The organism is Streptomyces sp. N35 (assembly GCF_016464295.1).
Lineage (GTDB): Bacteria > Actinomycetota > Actinomycetes > Streptomycetales > Streptomycetaceae > Streptomyces.
In genome coordinates, this window is record NZ_JAEIMH010000015.1 from 6,224 (window position 1) to 27,912 (window position 21,689).

Here is a 21,689-nt window from a genome sequence, read left to right on the forward strand (position 1 = left end):
TGGCCCACGGACGGCCGGGAGGGGGTGCGGCCCGCGCCCTCCCAGATCCTCGCGGTCCAGGGCCGGAGCATGGCGTCCGTCCCGCACGACGAGCAGTTGGCGCTGCTCGACCGGCTGGTCGCGGCCGACTCGTCCGGGCTGCTGCAGACGACGCGTCGCCTCTACGTGGACACCGGTTCGCCTCAGTCGGTGCAGGCCGGCATCGACTGGTGGCTGGAGATGACCGGGCGCGGCGGCGAGGGCATGGTCGTCAAGCCGCTCGGTGCGCTGGTGCGCGACGGCAAGGGGCGGCTCGTCCAGCCCGGGATCAAGTGCCGCGGGCGTGAGTACCTCCGGATCATCTACGGGGCGGAGTACACGCGCCCGGAGAACCTGGAGCGGCTGCGCAACCGTTTCCTGGGCCACAAGCGGTCCCTCGCCCTGCGCGAGTACGCACTCGGGGTCGAGGCCCTGTCCCGCCTGGGCTCGGGTGAGCCGCTGTGGCGGGTGCACGAGGCGGTGTTCGCGGTGCTTGCGCTGGAGTCGGAGCCGGTGGACCCCCGGCTGTAGGGCGCGCTCGGGCGGGTGGGGATGCGGGGTGGGGGATTCTCTTTCCCCCATCCCGCCCCTTCCCGGAACTGGGGGCTTGGCCCTCAGGCCCCCCCGCAGCCGAACTTCGTTCGGATCTGCTCAAGCGCCGCAGGGGCTGAATGTGGGCACGATGTCGTCATGGGATTCCATGTCGACTCCGAAACCGGCCGCCTCCGTCGAGTCATCCTGCACCGGCCCGACCTGGAGCTGAAGCGCCTTACGCCCAGCAACAAGGACACCCTCCTCTTCGACGACGTTCTGTGGGTCCGCCGGGCCCGCCAGGAGCACGACGGATTCGCCGACGTCCTGCGCGACCGCGGCGTCGAGGTGCACCTCTTCGGCGACCTGCTCCAAGAGACGCTGAACCTCCCCGCCGCCCGCACCCTCGTCCTCGACCGCGTCTTCGACGAGAAGGCCTACGGCCCCCTGGCCACCCCGACCCTGCGCGCGGCCTTCGAGACGATGAGCGCCGCGGATCTGGTGTCCGCGCTGGTCGGCGGGATGACCAAGCGCGAGTACCTGGAGCGGCACCCCGAGCCCACCTCCGTGCGCTTCCACACCATGGAGCTGGACGACTTCCTGCTCGGGCCGCTGCCCAACCACCTCTTCACCCGCGACACCTCCGCCTGGATCTACGACGGGGTCTCGATCAACGCGATGCGCTGGCCCGCGCGGCAGCGCGAGACCGTGCACTTCGAGGCGATCTACCGGCACCATCCGCTGTTCACGGGGTCCGGGGCCGGAACGTTCCACCACTGGTCCGAGGGCCAGTCCGACTACCCGTCGACCATCGAGGGCGGCGACGTCCTCGTCATCGGCAACGGGGCAGTACTGATCGGGATGAGTGAACGGACCACCCCGCAGGCCGTGGAAATGCTGGCGCACAAGCTCTTCGCGGCCGGCTCCGCCCGCAGCATCGTGGCGCTCGACATGCCCAAGCGACGGGCGTTCATGCACCTCGACACCGTGATGACGATGGTGGACGGCGACACGTTCACCCAGTACGCGGGACTCGGCATGCTTCCCTCGTACACCATCGAACCGGGCGTGGGCGAGCGGGAGTTGAAGGTCACCGACCATCCGCCCGAGCATATGCACCGGGCCATCGCGGCGGCCCTCGGACTCGGCTCGATCCGTGTCCTGACCGCCGTCCAGGACGTCCACTCCGCCGAGCGGGAGCAGTGGGACGACGGCTGCAACGTGCTCGCCGTCGAGCCCGGCGTCGTGATCGCGTACGAGCGGAACGCCACCACCAACACGTATCTGCGCAAGGAAGGCATCGAGGTCATCGAGATCCGGGGCAGTGAGCTGGGCCGCGGCCGCGGCGGGCCGCGGTGCATGAGCTGTCCGGTCGAGCGGGGTGCCGTGGGCTGAGCCCCCGCCGCGCGGTATACATTTACTGACCCTCGTATATAGTTGCAGTCTATTGATCGTCCCCACCAGTCCTGGAGCATGCGCATGGCCACCCACCTGACCGGGCGTTCCTTCGTCAAGGAGCTCGACTTCACGGCCGAGGAGTTCATCGGTCTGGTCGACCTTGCCGCCGAGCTCAAGGCGGCGAAGAAGGCCGGCGCGGAGGTCAAGCGGCTGGCCGGGAAGAACATCGCGCTGATCTTCGAGAAGACCTCGACCCGCACACGCTGCGCGTTCGAGGTCGCGGCCGCCGACCAGGGGGCGTCCACCACCTGTCTCGACCCGTCGGGCTCGCAGATAGGGCACAAGGAGTCGATGAAGGACACGGCCCGGGTGCTCGGCCGGATGTTCGACGGGATCGAGTTCCGCGGTGACAGCCAGGCCGGGGTCGAGGAGCTCGCCGCGTATGCCGGAGTGCCGGTCTGGAACGGGCTGACCGACGACTGGCACCCGACCCAGATGCTCGCCGATGTGCTCACCATGACCGAGCACAGCACCAAGCCGCTCACGGACATCTCGTTCGCCTATCTCGGCGACGCCCGTTTCAACATGGGCAACTCGTATCTGGTGACCGGCGCGCTGCTCGGCATGGACGTACGGATCGTCGCGCCCCGCGCCTACTGGCCGGCCGACGAGATCGTGGCGCAGGCCCGCGAGCTGGCCGGGAAGAGCGGTGCGCGGATCACGTTCACCGAGGATGTCGAGGGGGGCGTGCGCGGCGCGGACTTCGTCGTCACCGACGTCTGGGTCTCGATGGGGGAGCCCAAGGAGGTCTGGGCCGAGCGGATCGCCGCCCTGACGCCGTACGCCGTGACGATGGAGGTGCTGCGCGCGAGCGGCAATCCGGACGTGAAGTTCCTGCACTGCCTGCCCGCGTTCCATGACCTCGGTACCAAGGTCGGCCAGGAGATCCACGAGCAGTACGGGCTCGACTCGCTCGAAGTCACCGACGAGGTCTTCGAGTCGGCGCACTCGGTGGTCTTCGACGAGGCCGAGAACCGGCTGCACACCATCAAGGCCGTCATGGTCGCGACCCTGGGCTGACGGCCCGGGATATCAGAGCGCCGGCCGTGCCGGAAGCGTGAACCACACCGCCTTGCCGGAATCGGTGAGGCGGTGTCCGCATGCCTGGCTCAGGGCGCGGATCAGCAGCAGCCCCCGGCCGTGTTCCTGCCACGGGTCGGGGTGTTCGTCCGGCTTCGGGCGGGTCAGATCGCCCGGCGGCGCGGGCGAGGGATCGTGCACCTCGACCTGGCAGCCGGTCGGCAGCAGCTCCACCACCAGCTCGATCGGGGCGTCGCCGGAGGTGTGCTCGACGGCGTTCGCCACCAGCTCCGCGGTGAGCAGCTCCGCCGTGTCGCAGTCCGCGGCCTGATCGGCGTCGAGGTCCTGCAGTGCCGTACGGACCAGGGCACGGGCGACAGGCACGGCCGCAACGGTGTGCGGCAGCGCGATGCGCCAAGAGGCAGGGAGTTCGTGCAAGGCGGGTCCGTTCAGAGGCAGGCTGTCCTGCTTTCAACCATAGGAAGCGTAACCCCGATGCCAGTAGAGCCACCGGGCCGGGGTGAAGTGGGACGTACGCCACATAAATAGGGACCTTTGGGGCGCGTGGGAGAGAATCGGTGGCTGCCTTATCGCGCACTCGTGACGGCGGTCATATCCGAGTGATAGCTTCGAAGGGCCGCACACGCCGCCCGCAGGAGGCCTCGGTATGAGCCCGTTCACCGGTTCCGCGTCCCGCACCTCCGAGTGGCGCCACCTGAGGGTGAGCGTCGATGAGAGCTCCGTGGCCACGGTGACGCTCGCCCGGCCCGAGAAGCTCAATGCGCTGACCTTCGGCGCGTACGCCGATCTGCGGGATCTGCTCGCCGAGCTGGCCCGCGAGAAGACCGTCCGCGCGCTGGTCCTGGCCGGTGAGGGCCGGGGTTTCTGCTCCGGTGGCGATGTCGACGAGATCATCGGTGCCACGCTCGGGATGGACACCTCACAGCTGCTCGACTTCAACCGCATGACCGGCCAGGTCGTGCGCGCGATCCGCGAGTGCCCCTTCCCGGTGATCGCCGCACTGCACGGCGTGGCCGCGGGCGCCGGTGCCGTGCTCGCACTCGCCGCGGACTTCCGGGTCGCCGACCCTTCGGCACGGTTCGCGTTCCTGTTCACCAAGGTCGGACTGTCCGGCGGCGACATGGGCGCGGCCTATCTGCTGCCCCGGATCGTCGGGCTCGGCCATGCGACCCGGCTGCTCATGCTCGGCGATACGGTGCGGGCGCCCGAGGCCGAACGGATCGGGCTGATCAGCGAGCTGACCGACGAGGGCCGCTCCGACGAGGCCGCGCAGGCCCTGGCCCACCGGCTCGCCGAGGGACCTGCCCTCGCGTACGCGCAGACGAAGGCCCTGCTCACGGCCGAGCTCGACATGCCGCTCGCCGCCGCCGTGGAGATGGACGCGGCGACCCAGGCGCTGCTGATGAACGGCGAGGACTACGCGGAGTTCCATGCCGCCTTCACCGCCAAGCGCCCGCCGAAGTGGCAGGGGAAGTGACCGTGCCGGGGCACCTGCGGGTCGCCGTCATCGGCGGCGGGCCCGGCGGCCTCTACGCCGCCGCGCTGCTCAAGCGCCTCGACCCCGCCCGCGAGATCACCGTCTGGGAGCGCAACGCACCCGACGACACCTTCGGCTTCGGGGTCGTCCTGTCCGACGAGACCCTCGGCGGGATCGAGCACGCCGACCCGGTGGTCTACGCGGCGATGCAGCGGGAGTTCGTGCGCTGGGACGATATCGACATCGTGCACCGCGGCCACCGCTCCACCTCGGGCGGCCATGGCTTCGCCGCGCTCGGGCGCAAGCGGCTCCTGCAGATCCTGCACGGGCGCTGCCGGGACCTCGGCGTCGAGCTCCGCTTCCGCACGCAGGCGCCACCCGCGGCCGAACTGGCCGCCTCGTACGACCTGGTGATCGCCGCAGACGGGGTGAACAGCCTGACCCGTGAGGCCCACGCCGACGTCTTCGGCCCGCGGATCGAGGAGCACCGCTGCCGCTACATCTGGCTGGCCGCGGACTTCGCCTTCGACGCTTTCCGCTTCGAGATCGCCGAGACCGAACACGGCGTGATGCAGCTGCACGGCTATCCGTACAACGACGGCGAATCCACCGTGATCGTCGAGATGCGCGAAGAGGTCTGGAAGGCGGCCGGCTTCGACGGGCTCGGCGAGCGCGAGTCGGTGGAACGCTGCGCCAAACTCTTCGCCGACGCGCTCGACGGACGCCCGCTGCGGTCCAACAACTCCAGCTGGATCCGCTTCCGCACCGTCGTCAACGACCGCTGGTCCCACGGGCACACGGTGCTCCTCGGCGACGCCGCCCACACCGCGCACTTCTCCATCGGCTCCGGCACCAAACTCGCCGTCGAGGACGCCCTCGCCCTCGTCGCCTGCATCGAGGAACAGCCCACGATCGAGCAGGCACTTCGGGCGTACGAGGAGGAGCGGCGCCCCGTCGTGACCTCCACACAGCGGGCGGCCCGAGCAAGCCTCGAGTGGTTCGAGGAGCTCGGGCGCTATGCGGACCAGCAGCCGCGGCAGTTCGCGTTCAATCTGCTCACCCGCAGCCGCCGCGTGACCCATGACAATCTGCGGCTCAGGGACCCGGAGTTCACCGCGGAGGTGGAGCGCGAGTTCGGCTGCCCGCCCGGGACTCCGCCCATGTTCACACCGCTGCGGATCGGCGGTCTCGAGCTGCGCAACCGCGTGGTCGTCTCGCCGATGGACATGTACTCGGCCGTCGACGGCGTCCCCGGCGACTTCCATCTGGTGCACCTCGGCGCCCGCGCGCTCGGCGGGGCCGGCCTGGTGATGACCGAGATGGTCTGCGTCAGCCCCGAGGGCCGGATCACGCCCGGCTGCGCGGGCCTGTGGAACCCGCAGCAGTCCGACGCCTGGAGCCGAATCACCGCCTTCGTCCACCAGCAGGCGCCCGGCACCGCGATCGGTCTGCAGCTCGGCCACTCCGGCCGCAAGGGCTCCACCAAACTGATGTGGGAGGGCATCGACGAACCCCTCGACGAGGGAAACTGGCCCCTGGCCGCGCCCTCCCCGCTCCCGTACAAGCAAGGCAGCCGGACCCCGCGGGAGCTCACCCGGGACGGGCTCACCGAGATCCGCGAGCAGTTCGCCGCCGCAGCCTGGCGGGCCGAGCGCTGCGGATTCGATCTGCTCGAACTGCACTGCGCGCACGGCTACTTGCTGTCCAGCTTCCTGTCGCCGCTGACGAATCTCCGCACGGATGAATACGGCGGCTCGCTGGAGAACCGGCTGCGCTATCCCCTTGAGGTCTTCGACGCGGTACGGGCCATCTGGCCCGAGGAGAAGCCGCTGACGGTACGGATCTCCGCCACCGACTGGGCCGAGGGCGGCACCAGCGGGGACGACGCCGTGCGGATCGCCCGGGCCTTCGCGGCGCACGGCGCGGACGCCGTCGATGTGTCGACCGGGCAGGTGGTGGCCGAGGAGCAGCCCGCGTACGGCCGCTCGTACCAGACCCCGTACGCCGACCGGATCCGGCAGGAGACCGGGATTCCGGTGATCGCGGTGGGGGCGATCTCGTCGTGGGACGACGTCAACTCGCTGATCCTGGCGGGCCGCACCGATCTGTGCGCCCTCGCACGGCCGCATCTGTACGACCCGCACTGGACCCTGCACGCGGCGGCCGAACAGGGCTACTCCGGACCCGGGATCGCCTGGCCGCTCCCGTACCGGGCGGGCAGCCGCCGCCCGCAGACCGGCCGCACGGACGGACCGAAGCCGCGTCTGACCCTGGAGTAGACACTTCTCAGGCGCCCGGGAGCTCCGCGAACCGAGCCCCGGCGCCCCTCAGCCGCCGGTGCAGCTGCCCGAACACCTCCGCCGATCTGCTGCCGGGCCAGTCGGGCGGCAGCAGTTCCGCGGGCAGGACGGGGTCGGCGTACGGGAGGTGACGCCAGGAGTCGAGCGCCCGGAGATAGTCACGGTACGCCTCTTCGGCGGGCGTGTCCGTGCGGGATTCCCAAGCGGCGAGCACGGGTTCATGCCGGTCGAGGAATTCCCTGTGCAGTGTGGCGAGCGCGGCCAGATCCCACCAGCGGGCCACCGATTCCGCGGTCGCCGAGAACCCCAGATGCTCACCGCGGAACAGATCGACGTACCGGTCGAGTTGGAGCCGCTCCAGCGTGTGCCGCGTCTCCTCGTGCAGGCGCGCGGGTGCGATCCAGACGCCGGGCGCCGCCGTGCCGAAACCGAGCCGAGCCAGTTGGGAGCGGAGCACATGGCGTTTGCTGCGCTCGGCCTCCGGCACCGAGAACACCGCGAGCACCCAGCCGTCCCGCAGGGAGGGCGCCCCCTCGGCGTAGATCCGCCGGTCCCCGTCGTCGAGCAGCCGCCGCGCCTCGCCGGACAGCGCGTACCCCGCGGCGCCCTGCCCGGTGCGTTGCGGCACGAGCAGCCCGCGCCGCTTCAGACGCGACACCGAGGAGCGCACCGCCGGCGCGTCCACCCCGACCGCGTCGAGCAGCCGGATCAACTCGGCCACCGGTACGGGCCCTTGGAGGCGGCGCCCGTAGGCCCCGTAGAACGTGACGATCAAGGATCGCGGAGTCTGCTGCTCTGCCACGTGATCACTCTAGAACGCGCAGCTTGAAGCGCTGCAGCTTCCCCGTCGGCGTACGCGGCAGGGCCTCGGGGAATTCGATCAGGCGCGGGCACTTGTACGGCACCAGTTCGGCCTTCACGAACTCCCGCAGCGCCTCGGCCGTCTGCGGTGTACGCGGTGCACCGTCCCGCAGCACCACATAGGCGGCGACGACCTGTCCGCGCCGCTCGTCCGGCTGTCCGACGACCGCGGCTTCCAGGACGTCGGGGTGCCTGAGCAGCGCGTCCTCGACCTCCGGGCCCGCGATGTTGTACCCGGCCGAGATGATCATGTCGTCCGCGCGGGCCACGTAGCGGAAGTAGCCGTCGGGCTCGCGGACATAGGTGTCGCCGGTGATGTTCCAGCCGTCGCGGACGTACTCCGACTGCCGCGGATCCGACAGATAGCGGCAGCCGACAGGGCCACGTACCGCGAGCAGCCCGGGCTCCCCGTCGGCGACCTGCTTGCCCTCGCCGTCGACCACACGCGCGGTCCAGCCGGGGACGGGGGTGCCGGTGGCGCCCGGGCGGATGGCGTCGTCGGCGGCGGAGATGAAGATATGGAGCAGCTCGGTGGCCCCGATCCCGTTGATGATCCTCAGCCCGGTCCGCTCGTACCAGGACTGCCAGGTTGCGGCCGGCAGATTCTCGCCGGCGGACACACAGCGCCGCAGCGTCCGTACGTCCGCGCCCTTGTCGATCTCGTCGAGCAGCGCGCGGTACGCGGTCGGCGCGGTGAACACCACGGAGACCCCGTGCTCGGCGATGGCCGGCAACAGCTGCTTGGGACCGGCCTGTTCGAGAAGGAGCGCACTCGCGCCGGCCCGCATCGGGAAGATCACGAGACCGCCGAGACCGAACGTGAAGCCGAGCGGGGGACTGCCCGCGAACACATCGTCCGGTTCGGGCTTCAGTACATGGCGCGAGAAGGTGTCGGCGATCGCGAGGACATCGCGGTGGAAGTGGATACAGCCCTTCGGCCGCCCCGTCGTCCCGCTGGTGAAGGCGATCAGCGCGACATCGTCGGCGGCCGTCTCGACCGGTGCGAACCACTCGGGCTGATGCTCGGCGAGCCGGCACAGATCGTCGGGGGTGTCACCGCCGAAGGGCGTGACCCGCAGGCCGGGCACATCCTTGAGGTCTTCGAGGAACCGCGCGTCGCACAGCGCGTGGCCGACCTGGGCGATCTCGCACATCGTGGCCAGCTCCTGCGCGCGATGCTGGGCGAGGACCGTCACGGCCACCGCGCCCGCCTTCATCACGGCCAGCCAGCAGGCCGCGAGCCACGGACCGGTGGGCCCGCGAAGGAGCACCCGGTTTCCGGGCACGACACCCAGCTCCGCGGTGAGCACCTGGGCGATCCGGTCGACATGACCCTGCAGTTGTCCGTACGTCCACACCTCGCCGGAGCCGGTGCGGAACACGGGCCGCGAGGCACCGAAGCGCTCGACGGTCGCATCGAGCAGCTCGGCCCCGCAGTTGAGGCGGTCGGGATAGTGCAGCTCGGGCAGGTCGAAGGTGAGTTCCGGCCACTGATCCGCGGGAGGCAGGTGGTCCCGCGCGAAGGTGTCGGCGTGGGCGGACGTGCTGAGCGGTGTCGGCTCCATATTGGCTGCCCCTTCACTGTGGTGGGGTCGCGCAACGAGCGTATCGTGATGATGACGACAGTCAACGGTGCGCGATAAGTCCGCGCGATACGTCCGTCGGAGGGAGCACCACCGTGCCGGAGTTCGCCCTGGATCCCAAGGAACTTCAGTGGTGTGCCGAGCTGCGGGAGCTGGCCGCCACCCGATTGCGCCCGCTCGCCGAATCGGGCGAACCGGGAGAGGTGAACCGCCCGTTGGTGGCCGCCCTCGGTGAACTCGGCCTGCTCTCCCGCCTGTTCACCTCCGGCTCCCTCGAGCTGTGCCTGATGCGGGAGTCGCTCGCGTACGGCTGTACGGAGGCGGAGACGGCGCTCGCGCTCCAGGGGCTTGGCGCGCACCCTGTGCATGCTTGTGGCACCGAGGCTCAGCGCGCCCGCTGGCTGCCGGAGGTCTCGGCGGGCCGGGCGGTCGCGGCCTTCGCACTGAGCGAGCCGGGGGCGGGGTCGGATGCGGGGGCGCTCTCCCTCGAGGCCCGCGCCGAGGGCGACGGCTGGCTGCTCAGCGGATCGAAATGCTGGATCTCCAACGCGCCCGGCGCTGATTTCTACACCGTCTTCGCCCGTACGACCCCGGGGGCGGGCGCGCGCGGAGTGACGGCGTTCCTGGTGCCGGCCGACCGGCCGGGGCTTTTCGGCGAACCCCTGGAGATGCTCTCGCCGCACCCCATCGGCTCGCTGGCCTTCGACGGTGTACGGGTGGGCCCGGAGGATGTCCTCGGCTCCGTCGACCAGGGCTTCCGGGTGGCCATGACCACGCTCAACCTGTTCCGCCCGAGCGTGGGCGCGTTCGCGCTCGGGATGGCGCAGGCGGCCCTGGACGCGACCGTCGCGCACACCGCCGAACGCCAGGCGGTGGGGGGGGGGGGGGGGGAGGTGCAGGCGGGGTTCCCTCCGGGGTTCGGCGGGGTGTTGAAGGATCTGCAGGCGGTCTCCCATCAGGTGGCCGAGCTGGCCACGCGCACGGAGGCGGCGCGGCTGCTCGTCTACGCCGCGGCGGCCGCGTACGACCGGGGCGAACCGGACGTTCCGCGGCGCGCCGCCATGGCGAAGCTGCTCGCGACGGAGACGGCGCAGCAGGTCGTGGACGCGGCGGTCCAGTTGCACGGCGCCCTCGCCCTGCAGCGCGGGCACCTGCTCGAACACCTCTACCGGGAGGTCCGCGCGCCGCGTATCTACGAGGGGGCGAGCGAGGTCCAACGCGAGATCATCGCCAAGGAGCTGTACAAGTCCCTCGCCCCGTCCGCCGCGTCCGCCTCGTCCGCCCCGTCCTCTCCATCCACTGCGTCCCCGAAGGAGCCCGGTCCCGCATGAGCCTGGAACGCATCAACCCCGCCTCCCTGTCGCCGGCGACGGGCTTCTCGCACGCGGTCACCGTCACCGGGTCGCGCCTGGTGTTCCTGGCGGGCCAGACCGCCTTGGACGTCGAGGGCAAGGTCGTCGGCACGACGCTGGCGGAACAGTTCGAGCAGGCCCTGACCAACCTCCTGGCGGCCCTCGCGGCAGCGGGCGGGGCCCCGAAGGACCTCGCCCGCGTCACGGTGTACGCGACGGACGTGGCCGACTATCGGGAACACGCGCCTGAACTGGGCCGCATCTGGCGGCGGTTGGCGGGTCGCGACTACCCGGCCATGGCGGTGATCGGTACCGTCCGGCTCTGGGACGCGGAGTGTCTGGTGGAGCTGGACGGGGTGGCGGCGGTGGGTTAGTCCGTTTCCCTGCGGGCAATGTTGGCCGCGACTCCGTGAAGTTCTTCGAACGGCGCGATGTTCTTGGCGCGTTCGTTGACCTCGGGGGCGACGTAGACCTGCCAGCGGTCGTCGGTGACGATCTTCTCCACCTCCAGCAGGGTGACCGGAACCCTGCGGGCAGCCGCCGGATTCTCCGGTCCCGATCCGATGGATGCTCCGGCAACGATGCGCATCCCGTCGCGTCGCAGCAGATCGGCGTGAGGGGTCACCTGGTGCCCGTGCTGGACCTCGTACAGCATGAGCACGGAGCCGTCGTCCAGGTTGCGCACGCCGCACGACGTGACTCTTCCCTCTCCGGCGAAGACGGTCCGGTCGAGGTCCTTGAGGGCATCGCAGGAGTAGGAGCGCTCCAGGGAAGGGGCGAGATGGTACTGGGAATTGAGGGCGATGTGGAGGGTGACCTCCGCATCTCCGGTGCTGAGACGCAGCGCGGCGACGGCGTCGTAGGGGCTGCGGGGCGCGACCTCACCCTCGTAGCGCTGGATGTTCCAGATCCCCGGCAACGGCAGGCCTGTCTGCAACGTCCGGGCCAGCGCCCGGGCGGTCGCCCGCTCCTTGCCAGGCGGTGCGCCCGCATCGGCCGGCAACCCGGAGAAGTCCGGGATTGTCACATTCCCCGGCCCTCCGGCCGACATCCCCGGCAGAATGTGCACCTCCTCACCCGGCGCCGACTGCCGCGTCCCGAGCCAGGACGTCCCCGCCACCAAGCCCGCGAGCACACAGGCCGCCGTGCTGTACGCGGCTCGACGCCGTGCCTTGATCCGCCGCCCCCGTCGCTCGCCCCCCTCCACCAGCGCGTGAGTCGACGGGCGCACCCCGCCCACCGCTTCCCCCATCGCCCGTGTCAGTTGCTGCTCGTCCAGATCGGCCATCTCATGTACCCCCTCGTCAGTTCGTGGTGAGCGACTCGCGGTCGCCGTCCAGCAAGTCGCGCAGTTTCGCCAACGCCGACATCGAGCGATTGCGTACGGTCCCGGCCCGCAGCCCCAGCTCCGCCGCCGTCTGCTCCACGCTGCGGTCCTCCCAGTAGCGCAGGACGAGCACCGCGCGGTCCCTGGGCGGCAGTTGGGCCAGCGCCTGCAGCAGCGCCACCCGCAGCGCCGGGTCCCCGTCGCCGTACGCGCCCTCCGGCAGCTCGGACGCCGGCCGTTCGCCGCTCGATTTGAGGCGCCGCTGCGAGAGATGCGTGCGCACCAGGACGGACCGGACGTAGGCATCCGGATTGTCGGCCCGCCGCACCCTGCCCCACGAGGCGTACGCCTTGCCGAGTGCGGTCTGCACCAGATCCTCGGCCGCATGCCAGTCGCCGCCGGTCAACAGCAGTGCGGTGCGAAAGAGCCGGGCGCCGCGCATGGCCGCGAACTCCCGGAACTCCTCCTGCCGTTCCTCATGTCTGCCCACCGCTGCCTCCCCCTCGGCGCCGCTGTCGCATCGTGCTCATCCCTAGGACGCGCCGGGCGACGGATCCTGTCACTGCCGTGGGCGAGGCGTGCGACGGGGTGCCTGGGTACTCGGAAGGGACACGGTCTCGACAGGGAAGGGAGCTGACTGCCATGCGCGGGCTGAAGCACCGCTTCGACCGGAGCCCGGTCGCGCAGATCGCTGTCTCGTTCGTCCTGGTGGCGGGGGTGTTCCGGTGGGCGGATCCGGATGAGCCGGTGGCCTTGTGGCTGCTGCGAGGCGTACTGATCACCGGGGGAGTGGCCGCGGTGTTCCTGCTGCGCCGCCGTTCGGTCCTGTCGGCTCTACGGGTCGACAGCGAGGAACTCCGCCGGGCCGAACGCCAGTTGTGGAAGGGCCGCGTCCCCGATGACCCGCACGGGCGGGATGTGATGCGCGGCCTTGTCGCCCGGCGGCGCCAGGAAATGGGCGCGCGTCCCTGGGCGCTCTACGGCTTTCTGGGAATCCTGGCCCTGATCCCGGTGGCGTACGCCGCAGCCGGCCAGTGGCCCGCGGCCCTGCTCGCGCTGTTGTTCGGCACCGCCTTCGCCTGCTGGCTCTTCTGGATGCGCCACCACACGCAGCGTCGCCTCGACCACATGGAGAAGGCCCTCGGCCGGTCTCCCGACACGAGGGCCTTCACACACTCGGGCAACCGAAGCGGCTAGATGTCCCGGAAGGTCTCGATCTGAGCGCCCACCGAGTTGAGGCGCTCGGCGAGATCCTCGTAACCCCGGTTGATCACATACACGTTGCGCAGGACCGACGTGCCGTCCGCCGCCATCATCGCGAGCAGTACGACGACCGCCGGACGCAGCGCGGGCGGGCACATCATCTCGGCCGCGCGCCAGCGGGTCGGGCCCTCGACCAGGACGCGGTGCGGGTCCAGGAGCTGGAGCCGGCCGCCGAGGCGGTTGAGGTCCGTGAGGTAGATCGCGCGGTTGTCGTAGACCCAGTCGTGGATCAGGGTCTTGCCCTGGGCCGCCGCCGCGATCGCCGCGAAGAACGGGACGTTGTCGATGTTCAGACCCGGGAACGGCATCGGGTGGATCTTGTCGATCGGCGCCTCGAGTTTCGAGGGCCGCACGGTCAGGTCCACCAGGCGCGTACGGCCGTTGTCCGCCGCGTACTCCGCCGAGCGGTCGTGGTCGAGACCCATCTCCTCCAGGACCGCGAGCTCGATCTCCATGAACTCGATCGGCACGCGGCGGATGGTGAGCTCGGACTCGGTCACGACGGCCGCGGCCACCAGGCTCATCGCCTCGACCGGGTCCTCGGAGGGCGAGTAGTCCACGTCGACGTCGATGTTCGCGACGCCGTGCACCGTGAGCGTGGTGGTGCCGATGCCCTCGACCTTGACGCCGAGCGCCTCCAGGAAGAAGCACAGGTCCTGGACCATGTAGTTGGACGACGCGTTGCGGATGACCGTCGTGCCGTCGTGGCGGGCGGCCGCGAGCAGCGCGTTCTCGGTCACGGTGTCGCCGCGCTCGGTCAGCACGATCGGCCGGTCCGGCTTGATCGAGTGGTCGACCGTCGCGTGGTAGATGCCGTCGGTCGCCGCGATGTCCAGACCGAAGCGGCGCAGCGCGATCATGTGCGGCTCGATCGTGCGCGTACCGAGGTCGCAACCGCCCGCGTACGGCAGCTTGAAGCGGTCCATCCGGTGCAGCAGCGGGCCGAGGAACATGATGATCGAGCGGGTGCGGATGGCCGCCGCCGAGTCGATCGCGTCCATGTCGATCGTGGCCGGCGGGACGATCTCGAGGTCCTTGCCGTCGTTGATCCAACGGGCGCGGACTCCGATGGAGTTCAGGACCTCGAGGAGGCGGTAGACCTCCTCGATCCGTGCGACCCTGCGCAGCACGGTGCGGCCCTTGTTGAGCAGCGAGGCGCAGAGCAGCGCCACGCATGCGTTCTTGCTCGTCTTGACGTCGATCGAGCCGGACAGCCGGCGCCCGCCGACGACCCTGAGGTGCATCGGCCCCGAGTAGCCCAGCGACACGATCTCGCTGTCGAGGGCTTCACCGATTCGAGCGATCATCTCAAGGCTGATGTTCTGGTTGCCGCGTTCGATGCGGTTGACGGCGCTCTGGCTGGTACCGAGTGCCTCGGCGAGCTGCGACTGTGTCCAGCCCCGGTGTTGCCGGGCGTCACGGATGAGCTTGCCGATGCGTACGAGGTAGTCGTCTGCCATGGCGCGACCGTATACCGGATGTGAGATAGAGGGGAAACGGAGCACGTCCGTCCGGGTGGCCGGTCCTCCGTCACCTGCCCAACCAGCTGCGCCGGTTGCGACGGGGTCGCCCGGATTGTGTGGTTTTCCGCCACCCGAAGGGCCCGGGAAGGTCCATGGACGTGGTGCGCCGGCCCGTACTGCTGTGAGTTCGGCGCGGTCCGTGCCGGCCGCCGGTGGTGAACGACCAGGAGCGGCGGTTGATGTTCAGGCGGACTCCGGGAAGGATCCGGAAACTCTTGCGGAACGTGAGAGGCATACCTGTCTCCTGACGGTGGGGTACCGCGCCACGAGTACCCGCACCGAAGGACGTCAGACGCGCACGCCGCGTTCGGGCACCGCTCAAAGGCCGTGCGCCACCGGATGCAGCGGCTGGTACAGCGGAAGTTCGGCCCCGCTCGGCATCCGCACCCCGGTCAGCCGCCCCCACCCCTGGTCGCTGACGGGCCGGCTGAAGTCGAGTCCGTGCCGGGCGAGCCCTTCCCGTACGGCGTCGAGGTCGTCGCACATCAGAGAGAACTCGTGCTTCGGCTCGGCGTCCGTCGGATGGACCGCGACCTCCGCCGGCGGCAGCTTGAAGATCAGCCAGCCGTGGCCGGCGTCCACATGCGCGAAGCCGAGGACGTCCTTGATGAAGGCCCGGTCGGCGTCGGCATCCGGGCTGTAGAGGATCACATGCGCGCCACTGAACATACGGAGATCGTCCGGTCGGCCGGGCGAGGGTGCAACCGAGGGCGGGTCACGGCGCCCTGTTACGGTCGCCGCCGTGACCGATCAAGCGCTCCGTCTGCTGCGCCGGGACCCCCGCCTGGCCGCCCTCGCCGCCTTCCCCTTCACCTTCGACCTCGAACGGGCCGCGCACGGCCATGTCGAGGAGGTGCGGCTCGCCTCGGGCGGAGAGCTCGAGGTGCTGGCCGGGGACGACACCGGGGGCACGTTCTTCCGGTGCGCCGACGGGTCCGTCCTGTACGCGTCCTCGGAGGGCGGCGCCGGGATCATCGGGTCCACCGTCGACGAGGCGCTGGACATCCTGACCGGCCTGCCCGGCTGGGAGAACTACCTCCGCCTGTCACCGCAGGACGGGGAAGAGGCCCTGCGCGTGGCCGTCACGGAGACGGAGGACGAACTCCGCGAGGACTACGGCATCGACGACGAGCGCACCGAACTCCGCGCCGCCCTGGGTTTTCCCGACCGTTCCCCGGTCGAACTCATCACCCTGCTCCATGCCGCCCTCCTGCGCACCGAGCCCGAGTTCGTCCTCCTCAACGCGGAGGAGGGATGCGCCTACCGGCTCCTCGACGACCACCCGCGGCCCCCGCTGTGGGAGGTGGTCCTCGCGGCAGGACGCGTCGACCTCGCCGCGCTGCGAGCAGGCGACGGCGCGGTGCGGCAGGTGATGGAGGACGATCCCGTACGGCGCCGACTCGCCCTGCGGGCCGCCCAGTTCGACCGCGCGGACGGGGATCTCCCCGTACTGCGCGAGCTGATCCGCCATGAGGCCGAGTCGTCGATGACGGACGAGCTCAGGCTCGCTGCCGTACTCATCGGGTCGCACGGCCGGGCGGAGGACCTGCCGCTGCTCGACGAGATACGTGCGACGGACTTCGACACGGCGTGCGGGCTGAGCGAGATACGGGACCTGGAGGCCGACGGGGCCGTGCTGCGGGAGTGGGCACGGGGGCTGGACGACTCGATGTTCGGCACCGACCCGTCCGACGAACCCCTCGAGACATGGACCGATCTGGCGGCCGACCAGGGTCTGACCGAGTTCGCGCGGGTCCCTCTCATCCGCCGCCTCGACGAGATCGAGCTGAATCAGAGCCTGCTGCGGGACCCCCGCAACCCCGGCAAGCTGAACCCCGGTCCCCTCGCCTCCCTGGCGCGCGACTTCGACCGGCTCGGCGATCCGCCCCAGGCCCTGCGTGCCCAGCGCCTGTACGTCGCGCTGCAGGAGACCGCGTGGGATCGCGTGTCCGCCCTCCGGGACCTCGCGGGTCTCGAACGCAGAGCGGGGCAGCTCGAACCGGCCGCACGCACCCTGCTCGCCCTGCGCACCACTTTGGAGAATCCCGGCGACGACAGCCTCGCGTGGTGGCAGCGGGTGAACCTGGGACGGTTCATCGTGCGCGAACACGACGACCTCGCGCAGACCATGGCGGACGGCGGACACACGGCGCGGGCCGACGAGGTGCGCGATGCGGCGGAGGGTCTGCGGGCGCAGCTGATCCAGCCCGGTCCGCCCCGTTGACCTCCGTCAAGGCTTCGGATGTCCTGGCACGATGGCCCACCACGCTTCGGACACCTTTCCGGCCGCACAGGCCCAGCGAACCGACCCCCTCGTCCAGCTCACGCTCGATGAGCTCCGCCGCCGCACCAGCGTGAAATGGCGGACGTACCCCGAGGACGTCCTCCCGCTGTGGGTGGCCGAGATGGACGTGCCCCTCGCCCCGGCGATCGCGGACGCGCTGCACGCCGCGATCGACCTCGGCGACACCGGTTACGCCCACGGCGACGGTTACGCACGGGCCCTGGCCGGCTTCGCCGCCGAGCGGTGGCAGTGGCACGGTCTGGCCGTCGAGCGCACGGCGATCGTGCCCGACGTGATGCTGGGCGTCGTCGAGGTGCTCCGCCTGATCACCCGCCCCGGGGACGCGGTCGTGGTGTGCTCGCCGGTGTATCCGCCCTTCTACGCGTTCGTCGGCCATGACGCGCGCGAGGTCGTCGAGGCGCCGCTCGGCCCCGACGGCCGGATCGATCCCGCCGCCCTGGAGGACGCGTTCCTACGGGCCCGCCACGGCGGCCGGGGCGCCGCCTTCCTGATGAGCAACCCGCACAACCCGACCGGCGCCGTGCACACCCGCCGCGAACTGGAAACGGTCGCCGAGCTCGCCCGCCGGCACGGTGTCCGCGTCGTCTCGGACGAGATCCACGCACCGCTGGTCCTGCCCGGCGCCGTCTTCACGCCGTATCTGAGCGTGCCGGGCTCCGAGAACGCCTTCGCGCTGATGTCGGCGTCCAAGGCATGGAACCTCGCCGGACTCAAAGCGGCCCTCGCCATCGCCGGCCCCGGAGCCGCCGACGACCTGCGCCGGCTGCCCGAAGAGGTGAGCCACGGCCCCAGCCACCTCGGCGTCATCGCCCACACCGCGGCGTACGAGAAAGGCGCCGACTGGCTCGACGAGCTCATCGCCGGGCTCGACGCCAACCGGACTCTGCTGGGAAACTTGGCCCAGGAGCATCTGCCGGGCGTCCGCTACCTCAGGCCCGAGGGCACCTATCTCGCCTGGCTCGACTGCACCGCACTGGGGCTCCACGACGAGCACCCGCTCGACGGCCCCGGCATCGTCTCCGAACTGGCCGGACCCGCCAGGATGTTCCTCGACCGCGCACGGGTCGCCCTCAGCTCGGGCCATGTCTTCGGCACCGGCGGCGCCGGCTGCGTACGCCTCAACTTCGCCACCTCGCCGGCGGTGCTCCGCGAGGCCCTGACCAGGATGGGGAACGCCCTTGGGGGCACCCGTACGTGACCAGCGCAACAGGCCGGGGCATGACCAGGCCCCGGCGATGTACTAGAGTTATCTCGACATCGAGATATCTGCCGAGGCGCACCGCGGCCGCACGCCGGTGTCGGTCCGGCGGTAAGGCGACCCTAACTAAGCCTTACCTTAGCGGATCGCCCAGGGGGCGTGACGGCAGGATGCGGTGGAACGCGCACATATATGAAGGAGACTGTCGTGTCGGCGAACAGCTTCGACGCCCGCAGCACGCTGAGCGTGGGTGACGAGTCCTACGAGATCTTCCGGCTGGACAAGGTCGAGGGCGCCGCACGCCTTCCCTACAGCCTCAAGGTTCTCCTGGAGAACCTGCTCCGTACCGAGGACGGCGCGAACATCACCGCCGACCACATCCGCGCCCTCGGCAACTGGGACTCGGGGGCTCAGCCGAGCCAGGAGATCCAGTTCACGCCCGCTCGCGTGATCATGCAGGACTTCACCGGCGTGCCCTGTGTCGTGGACCTCGCCACCATGCGTGAGGCCGTCAAGGAGCTCGGCGGCGACCCCGCGAAGGTCAACCCGCTCTCCCCGGCCGAGCTGGTCATCGACCACTCCGTCATCGCCGACAAGTTCGGTACCGCGGAGGCCTTCGGCCAGAACGTGGAGCTGGAGTACGGCCGCAACAAGGAGCGCTACCAGTTCCTGCGCTGGGGCCAGACCGCGTTCGACGACTTCAAGGTCGTCCCGCCGGGCACCGGCATCGTGCACCAGGTCAACATCGAGCACCTCGCTCGTACGGTCATGGTCCGTAACGGCCAGGCGTACCCCGACACCCTCGTCGGCACCGACTCGCACACCACGATGGTCAACGGCCTGGGCGTCCTGGGCTGGGGCGTCGGCGGTATCGAGGCCGAGGCCGCGATGCTGGGCCAGCCGGTCTCCATGCTCATCCCGCGCGTCGTCGGCTTCAAGCTGACCGGTGAGCTGAAGCCGGGCACCACCGCCACGGACCTCGTGCTCACGATCACCGAGATGCTGCGCAAGCACGGCGTCGTCGGCAAGTTCGTCGAGTTCTACGGCGAGGGTGTGGCGGCCACGAGCCTCGCCAACCGCGCCACCATCGGCAACATGTCTCCGGAGTTCGGCTCCACCGCCGCGATCTTCCCGATCGACGACGAGACCATCAAGTACCTGAAGCTGACCGGGCGTGACGCCCAGCAGCTGGCGCTCGTCGAGGCGTACGCCAAGGAGCAGGGCCTCTGGCTGGACCCGGCCGCCGAGCCGGACTTCTCCGAGAAGCTCGAGCTCGACCTCTCCACCGTCGTCCCGTCCATCGCCGGCCCGAAGCGCCCGCAGGACCGCATCGTCCTCGCGAACGCCGCCGAGCAGTTCGCCGTCGACGTACGCAACTACGTCGCCGACGACGAGGAGGCGGGCAAGGAGTCCTTCCCGGCCTCCGACGCCCCGGCGCACACCAACGGCGTCCCGACGAACCCGGTCACCGTGACCGCCCCCGACGGGTCGACGTACCAGATCGACCACGGCGCCGTCACCGTCGCCGCGATCACCTCCTGCACCAACACCTCGAACCCGTACGTGATGGTCGCCGCCGCGCTCGTCGCGAAGAAGGCCGTCGAGAAGGGCCTGACCCGCAAGCCGTGGGTGAAGACGACCCTGGCGCCGGGTTCGAAGGTCGTCACCGACTACTTCGACAAGGCCGGGCTCACCCCCTACCTCGACAAGGTCGGCTTCAACCTGGTCGGTTACGGCTGCACCACCTGCATCGGCAACTCGGGCCCGCTGCCCGAGGAGGTCTCGAAGGCCGTCAACGACCATGACCTGGCCGTGACTTCGGTGCTCTCCGGCAACCGTAACTTCGAGGGCCGCATCAACCCCGACGTCAAGATGAACTACCTGGCGTCCCCGCCGCTGGTCGTCGCGTACGCCCTCGCCGGTTCGATGAAGGTGGACATCACCACCGAGGCGCTCGGCATCGACCAGGACGGCAAGCCGGTCTACCTGGCCGACATCTGGCCCACCGAGGCCGAGGTCAACGACGTCGTGGCGAACGCCATCGGCGAGGACATGTTCAACAAGTCCTACCAGGACGTCTTCGCGGGCGACGCCCAGTGGCAGGCGCTGCCGATCCCGACCGGCAACACCTTCGAGTGGGACAGCGAGTCCACGTACGTCCGCAAGCCCCCTTACTTCGAGGGCATGACGATGGAGACCACCCCGGTCTCCGACATCGCGGACGCCCGCGTGCTGGCCAAGCTGGGCGACTCGGTCACCACCGACCACATCTCCCCGGCCGGTGCGATCAAGGCCGACACCCCGGCCGGCAAGTACCTCACCGAGCACGGTGTGGAGCGTCGCGACTTCAACTCCTACGGCTCGCGCCGTGGTAACCACGAGGTCATGATCCGCGGCACGTTCGCCAACATCCGCCTGCGCAACCAGATCGCGCCGGGCACCGAGGGCGGCTTCACCCGCGACTTCACGCAGGCGGACGCGCCGGTCTCGTTCATCTACGACGCCTCGCGCAACTACATCGACCAGGGCATCCCGCTGGTCGTCCTGGCCGGCAAGGAGTACGGCTCCGGCTCGTCCCGCGACTGGGCCGCCAAGGGCACCGCGCTGCTCGGCGTCAAGGCCGTCATCGCCGAGTCGTACGAGCGCATCCACCGCTCGAACCTCATCGGCATGGGCGTCCTGCCGCTGCAGTACCCGGAGGGCGCCTCGGCCGAGTCCCTCGGCCTGACCGGCGAGGAGACCTTCTCCTTCACCGGCGTCGAGGAGCTCAACAACGGCACCACGCCGCGCACGGTCAAGGTCACCACCGACACCGGTGTGGAGTTCGACGCGGTCGTCCGTATCGACACCCCCGGTGAGGCGGACTACTACCGCAACGGCGGCATCATGCAGTACGTGCTGCGCTCCCTGATCCGCAAGTAAGGGACCCGGTACGGCGCAAGGGCCGCACTCCTCGTCCGAGGAGTGCGGCCCCGGGCCGGCCGAGGGCCCCCCCCCCCCCGCGGGGGGGTCCCCCCCCTGGCGTTTGGTACGTGGCGGGCCGTGGCGGTCAGGCCTTGGGCCAGCCGCCATAAGGCACGGTCAGGATCTCCATCGCATGCCCCGACGGGTCGAGGAAGTACACGCCCTTGCCCCCGTCGTTGGTGTTGTACTCGCCCGGATGCCGCCGGTGCGGGTCCGCCCAGTGCTCGATGCGGCGATCCGCGATCTTCTTGTACGCGGCGTCGAAGACGTCTTCCGATACGAGGAAGGCGTAGTGCTGCAGCGGGGTGTTGCCGTCCGGCGCGGTGGCGAAGTCCAGCGTCACCCCGTTGTCGAGCGCGACGGGGATGAACGGCCCCCAGGGGGCGCCTACTTCGAGGGCGAGCAGCTCCGCGAAGAACTCGGCGGACTCGCGAGCGTCCTTGGACGCGATGATGGTGTGGTTGAACTGAACTGACACGGGTGAATGC

At 70.2% G+C, this 21,689-nt stretch carries 19 protein-coding genes and 1 pseudogene; 11 read left to right on the top strand and 9 right to left on the bottom strand.

Going from position 1 to position 21,689, the window contains the following annotated elements:
• The 3 genes and pseudogenes from JAO81_RS42385 to argF form a co-directional block, all read left to right on the top strand.
• Nucleotides 1-549, top strand: a pseudogene (locus JAO81_RS42385) (polynucleotide kinase-phosphatase); the annotation flags it as partial.
• A gap of 159 nt (nucleotides 550-708) precedes the next feature.
• Nucleotides 709-1,944: an arginine deiminase gene (locus JAO81_RS11040; protein WP_199547613.1), complete on the top strand. Its 1,236-nt coding sequence runs from the start codon at nucleotides 709-711 to the stop codon at nucleotides 1,942-1,944.
• An 84-nt stretch (nucleotides 1,945-2,028) separates the two neighbouring features.
• A complete protein-coding gene (argF, locus tag JAO81_RS11045) occupies nucleotides 2,029-3,027 on the top strand; it encodes an ornithine carbamoyltransferase (protein ID WP_199547614.1) in 999 nt (332 codons plus the stop codon).
• A 12-nt stretch (nucleotides 3,028-3,039) separates the two neighbouring features.
• On the opposite strand, the gene JAO81_RS11050 is transcribed toward argF, so the two are convergent.
• Nucleotides 3,040-3,480 (bottom strand): ATP-binding protein, encoded by a 441-nt coding sequence (locus tag JAO81_RS11050; RefSeq protein ID WP_199547690.1) that lies wholly within the window; start codon nucleotides 3,478-3,480, stop codon nucleotides 3,040-3,042.
• A 214-nt stretch (nucleotides 3,481-3,694) separates the two neighbouring features.
• Between JAO81_RS11050 and JAO81_RS11055 the strand changes: the two genes are divergently transcribed.
• Together JAO81_RS11055 and JAO81_RS11060 are read left to right on the top strand one after the other, a co-directional pair.
• Nucleotides 3,695-4,525: an enoyl-CoA hydratase family protein gene (locus tag JAO81_RS11055; protein WP_199547615.1), complete on the top strand. Its 831-nt coding sequence runs from the start codon at nucleotides 3,695-3,697 to the stop codon at nucleotides 4,523-4,525.
• 14 nt (nucleotides 4,526-4,539) lie between these two features.
• On the top strand, nucleotides 4,540-6,804 hold the full coding sequence (locus JAO81_RS11060) for a bifunctional salicylyl-CoA 5-hydroxylase/oxidoreductase (RefSeq protein ID WP_199547691.1): 2,265 nt from the start codon (nucleotides 4,540-4,542) through the stop codon (nucleotides 6,802-6,804).
• A gap of 7 nt (nucleotides 6,805-6,811) precedes the next feature.
• Here the strand turns inward: JAO81_RS11060 and JAO81_RS11065 are convergent, their stop codons facing one another.
• Together JAO81_RS11065 and JAO81_RS11070 are read right to left on the bottom strand one after the other, a co-directional pair.
• Nucleotides 6,812-7,627: a PaaX family transcriptional regulator C-terminal domain-containing protein gene (locus JAO81_RS11065; protein WP_199547616.1), complete on the bottom strand. Its 816-nt coding sequence runs from the start codon at nucleotides 7,625-7,627 to the stop codon at nucleotides 6,812-6,814.
• A 4-nt stretch (nucleotides 7,628-7,631) separates the two neighbouring features.
• On the bottom strand, nucleotides 7,632-9,251 hold the full coding sequence (locus JAO81_RS11070) for an AMP-binding protein (RefSeq protein ID WP_199547617.1): 1,620 nt from the start codon (nucleotides 9,249-9,251) through the stop codon (nucleotides 7,632-7,634).
• A 113-nt stretch (nucleotides 9,252-9,364) separates the two neighbouring features.
• On the opposite strand from JAO81_RS11070, the gene JAO81_RS11075 reads away from it, so the two are divergent.
• Nucleotides 9,365-10,600, top strand: a complete 1,236-nt coding sequence (locus JAO81_RS11075) for an acyl-CoA dehydrogenase family protein (RefSeq protein ID WP_199547618.1) — start codon at nucleotides 9,365-9,367, stop codon at nucleotides 10,598-10,600.
• A complete protein-coding gene (locus tag JAO81_RS11080) occupies nucleotides 10,597-10,995 on the top strand; it encodes a RidA family protein (RefSeq protein WP_199547619.1) in 399 nt (132 codons plus the stop codon). The genes JAO81_RS11075 and JAO81_RS11080 overlap by 4 nt, the downstream gene beginning before the upstream one ends.
• Here JAO81_RS11080 and JAO81_RS11085 read toward each other — a convergent pair.
• Nucleotides 10,992-11,909 carry a hypothetical protein gene (locus JAO81_RS11085; RefSeq protein WP_199547620.1) on the bottom strand — a complete coding sequence of 306 codons (918 nt, stop codon included), beginning with the start codon at nucleotides 11,907-11,909 and terminating at the stop codon, nucleotides 10,992-10,994. The two genes, JAO81_RS11080 and JAO81_RS11085, sit on opposite strands and share 4 nt — an antisense overlap.
• A gap of 16 nt (nucleotides 11,910-11,925) precedes the next feature.
• Nucleotides 11,926-12,438 (bottom strand): SigE family RNA polymerase sigma factor, encoded by a 513-nt coding sequence (locus tag JAO81_RS11090; protein ID WP_307813297.1) that lies wholly within the window; start codon nucleotides 12,436-12,438, stop codon nucleotides 11,926-11,928.
• Between the two features lie 152 nt (nucleotides 12,439-12,590).
• On the opposite strand from JAO81_RS11090, the gene JAO81_RS11095 reads away from it, so the two are divergent.
• Nucleotides 12,591-13,145 carry a hypothetical protein gene (locus tag JAO81_RS11095; RefSeq protein WP_199547621.1) on the top strand — a complete coding sequence of 185 codons (555 nt, stop codon included), beginning with the start codon at nucleotides 12,591-12,593 and terminating at the stop codon, nucleotides 13,143-13,145.
• Here JAO81_RS11095 and JAO81_RS11100 read toward each other — a convergent pair.
• From JAO81_RS11100 to JAO81_RS11110, 3 genes are all read right to left on the bottom strand, one after another.
• Nucleotides 13,142-14,671 (bottom strand): UDP-N-acetylglucosamine 1-carboxyvinyltransferase, encoded by a 1,530-nt coding sequence (locus JAO81_RS11100; protein WP_165333837.1) that lies wholly within the window; start codon nucleotides 14,669-14,671, stop codon nucleotides 13,142-13,144. The genes JAO81_RS11095 and JAO81_RS11100 overlap by 4 nt on opposite strands.
• A 70-nt stretch (nucleotides 14,672-14,741) precedes the next feature.
• Nucleotides 14,742-14,969, bottom strand: coding sequence for a DUF4236 domain-containing protein (locus JAO81_RS11105; RefSeq protein ID WP_199547622.1), 228 nt, complete (start codon nucleotides 14,967-14,969; stop codon nucleotides 14,742-14,744).
• Between the two features lie 83 nt (nucleotides 14,970-15,052).
• Nucleotides 15,053-15,403: a VOC family protein gene (locus tag JAO81_RS11110; protein ID WP_199547623.1), complete on the bottom strand. Its 351-nt coding sequence runs from the start codon at nucleotides 15,401-15,403 to the stop codon at nucleotides 15,053-15,055.
• 73 nt (nucleotides 15,404-15,476) lie between these two features.
• Here JAO81_RS11110 and JAO81_RS11115 point away from each other — a divergent pair, with 73 nt between their 5' ends.
• The 3 genes from JAO81_RS11115 to acnA all read left to right on the top strand — a co-directional run bounded on the left by JAO81_RS11115 (nucleotide 15,477) and on the right by acnA (nucleotide 21,159).
• Nucleotides 15,477-16,958: a hypothetical protein gene (locus JAO81_RS11115; RefSeq protein WP_199547624.1), complete on the top strand. Its 1,482-nt coding sequence runs from the start codon at nucleotides 15,477-15,479 to the stop codon at nucleotides 16,956-16,958.
• Nucleotides 16,959-16,989: 31 nt separating this feature from the next.
• A complete protein-coding gene (locus JAO81_RS11120; RefSeq protein ID WP_199547625.1) occupies nucleotides 16,990-18,237 on the top strand; it encodes a MalY/PatB family protein in 1,248 nt (415 codons plus the stop codon).
• A gap of 207 nt (nucleotides 18,238-18,444) precedes the next feature.
• Nucleotides 18,445-21,159 carry an aconitate hydratase AcnA gene (gene acnA, locus JAO81_RS11125; protein ID WP_199547626.1) on the top strand — a complete coding sequence of 905 codons (2,715 nt, stop codon included), beginning with the start codon at nucleotides 18,445-18,447 and terminating at the stop codon, nucleotides 21,157-21,159.
• Between the two features lie 127 nt (nucleotides 21,160-21,286).
• On the opposite strand, the gene JAO81_RS11130 is transcribed toward acnA, so the two are convergent.
• Nucleotides 21,287-21,679, bottom strand: a complete 393-nt coding sequence (locus tag JAO81_RS11130; RefSeq protein WP_199547627.1) for a VOC family protein — start codon at nucleotides 21,677-21,679, stop codon at nucleotides 21,287-21,289.
• Nucleotides 21,680-21,689 lie beyond the last annotated feature (10 nt).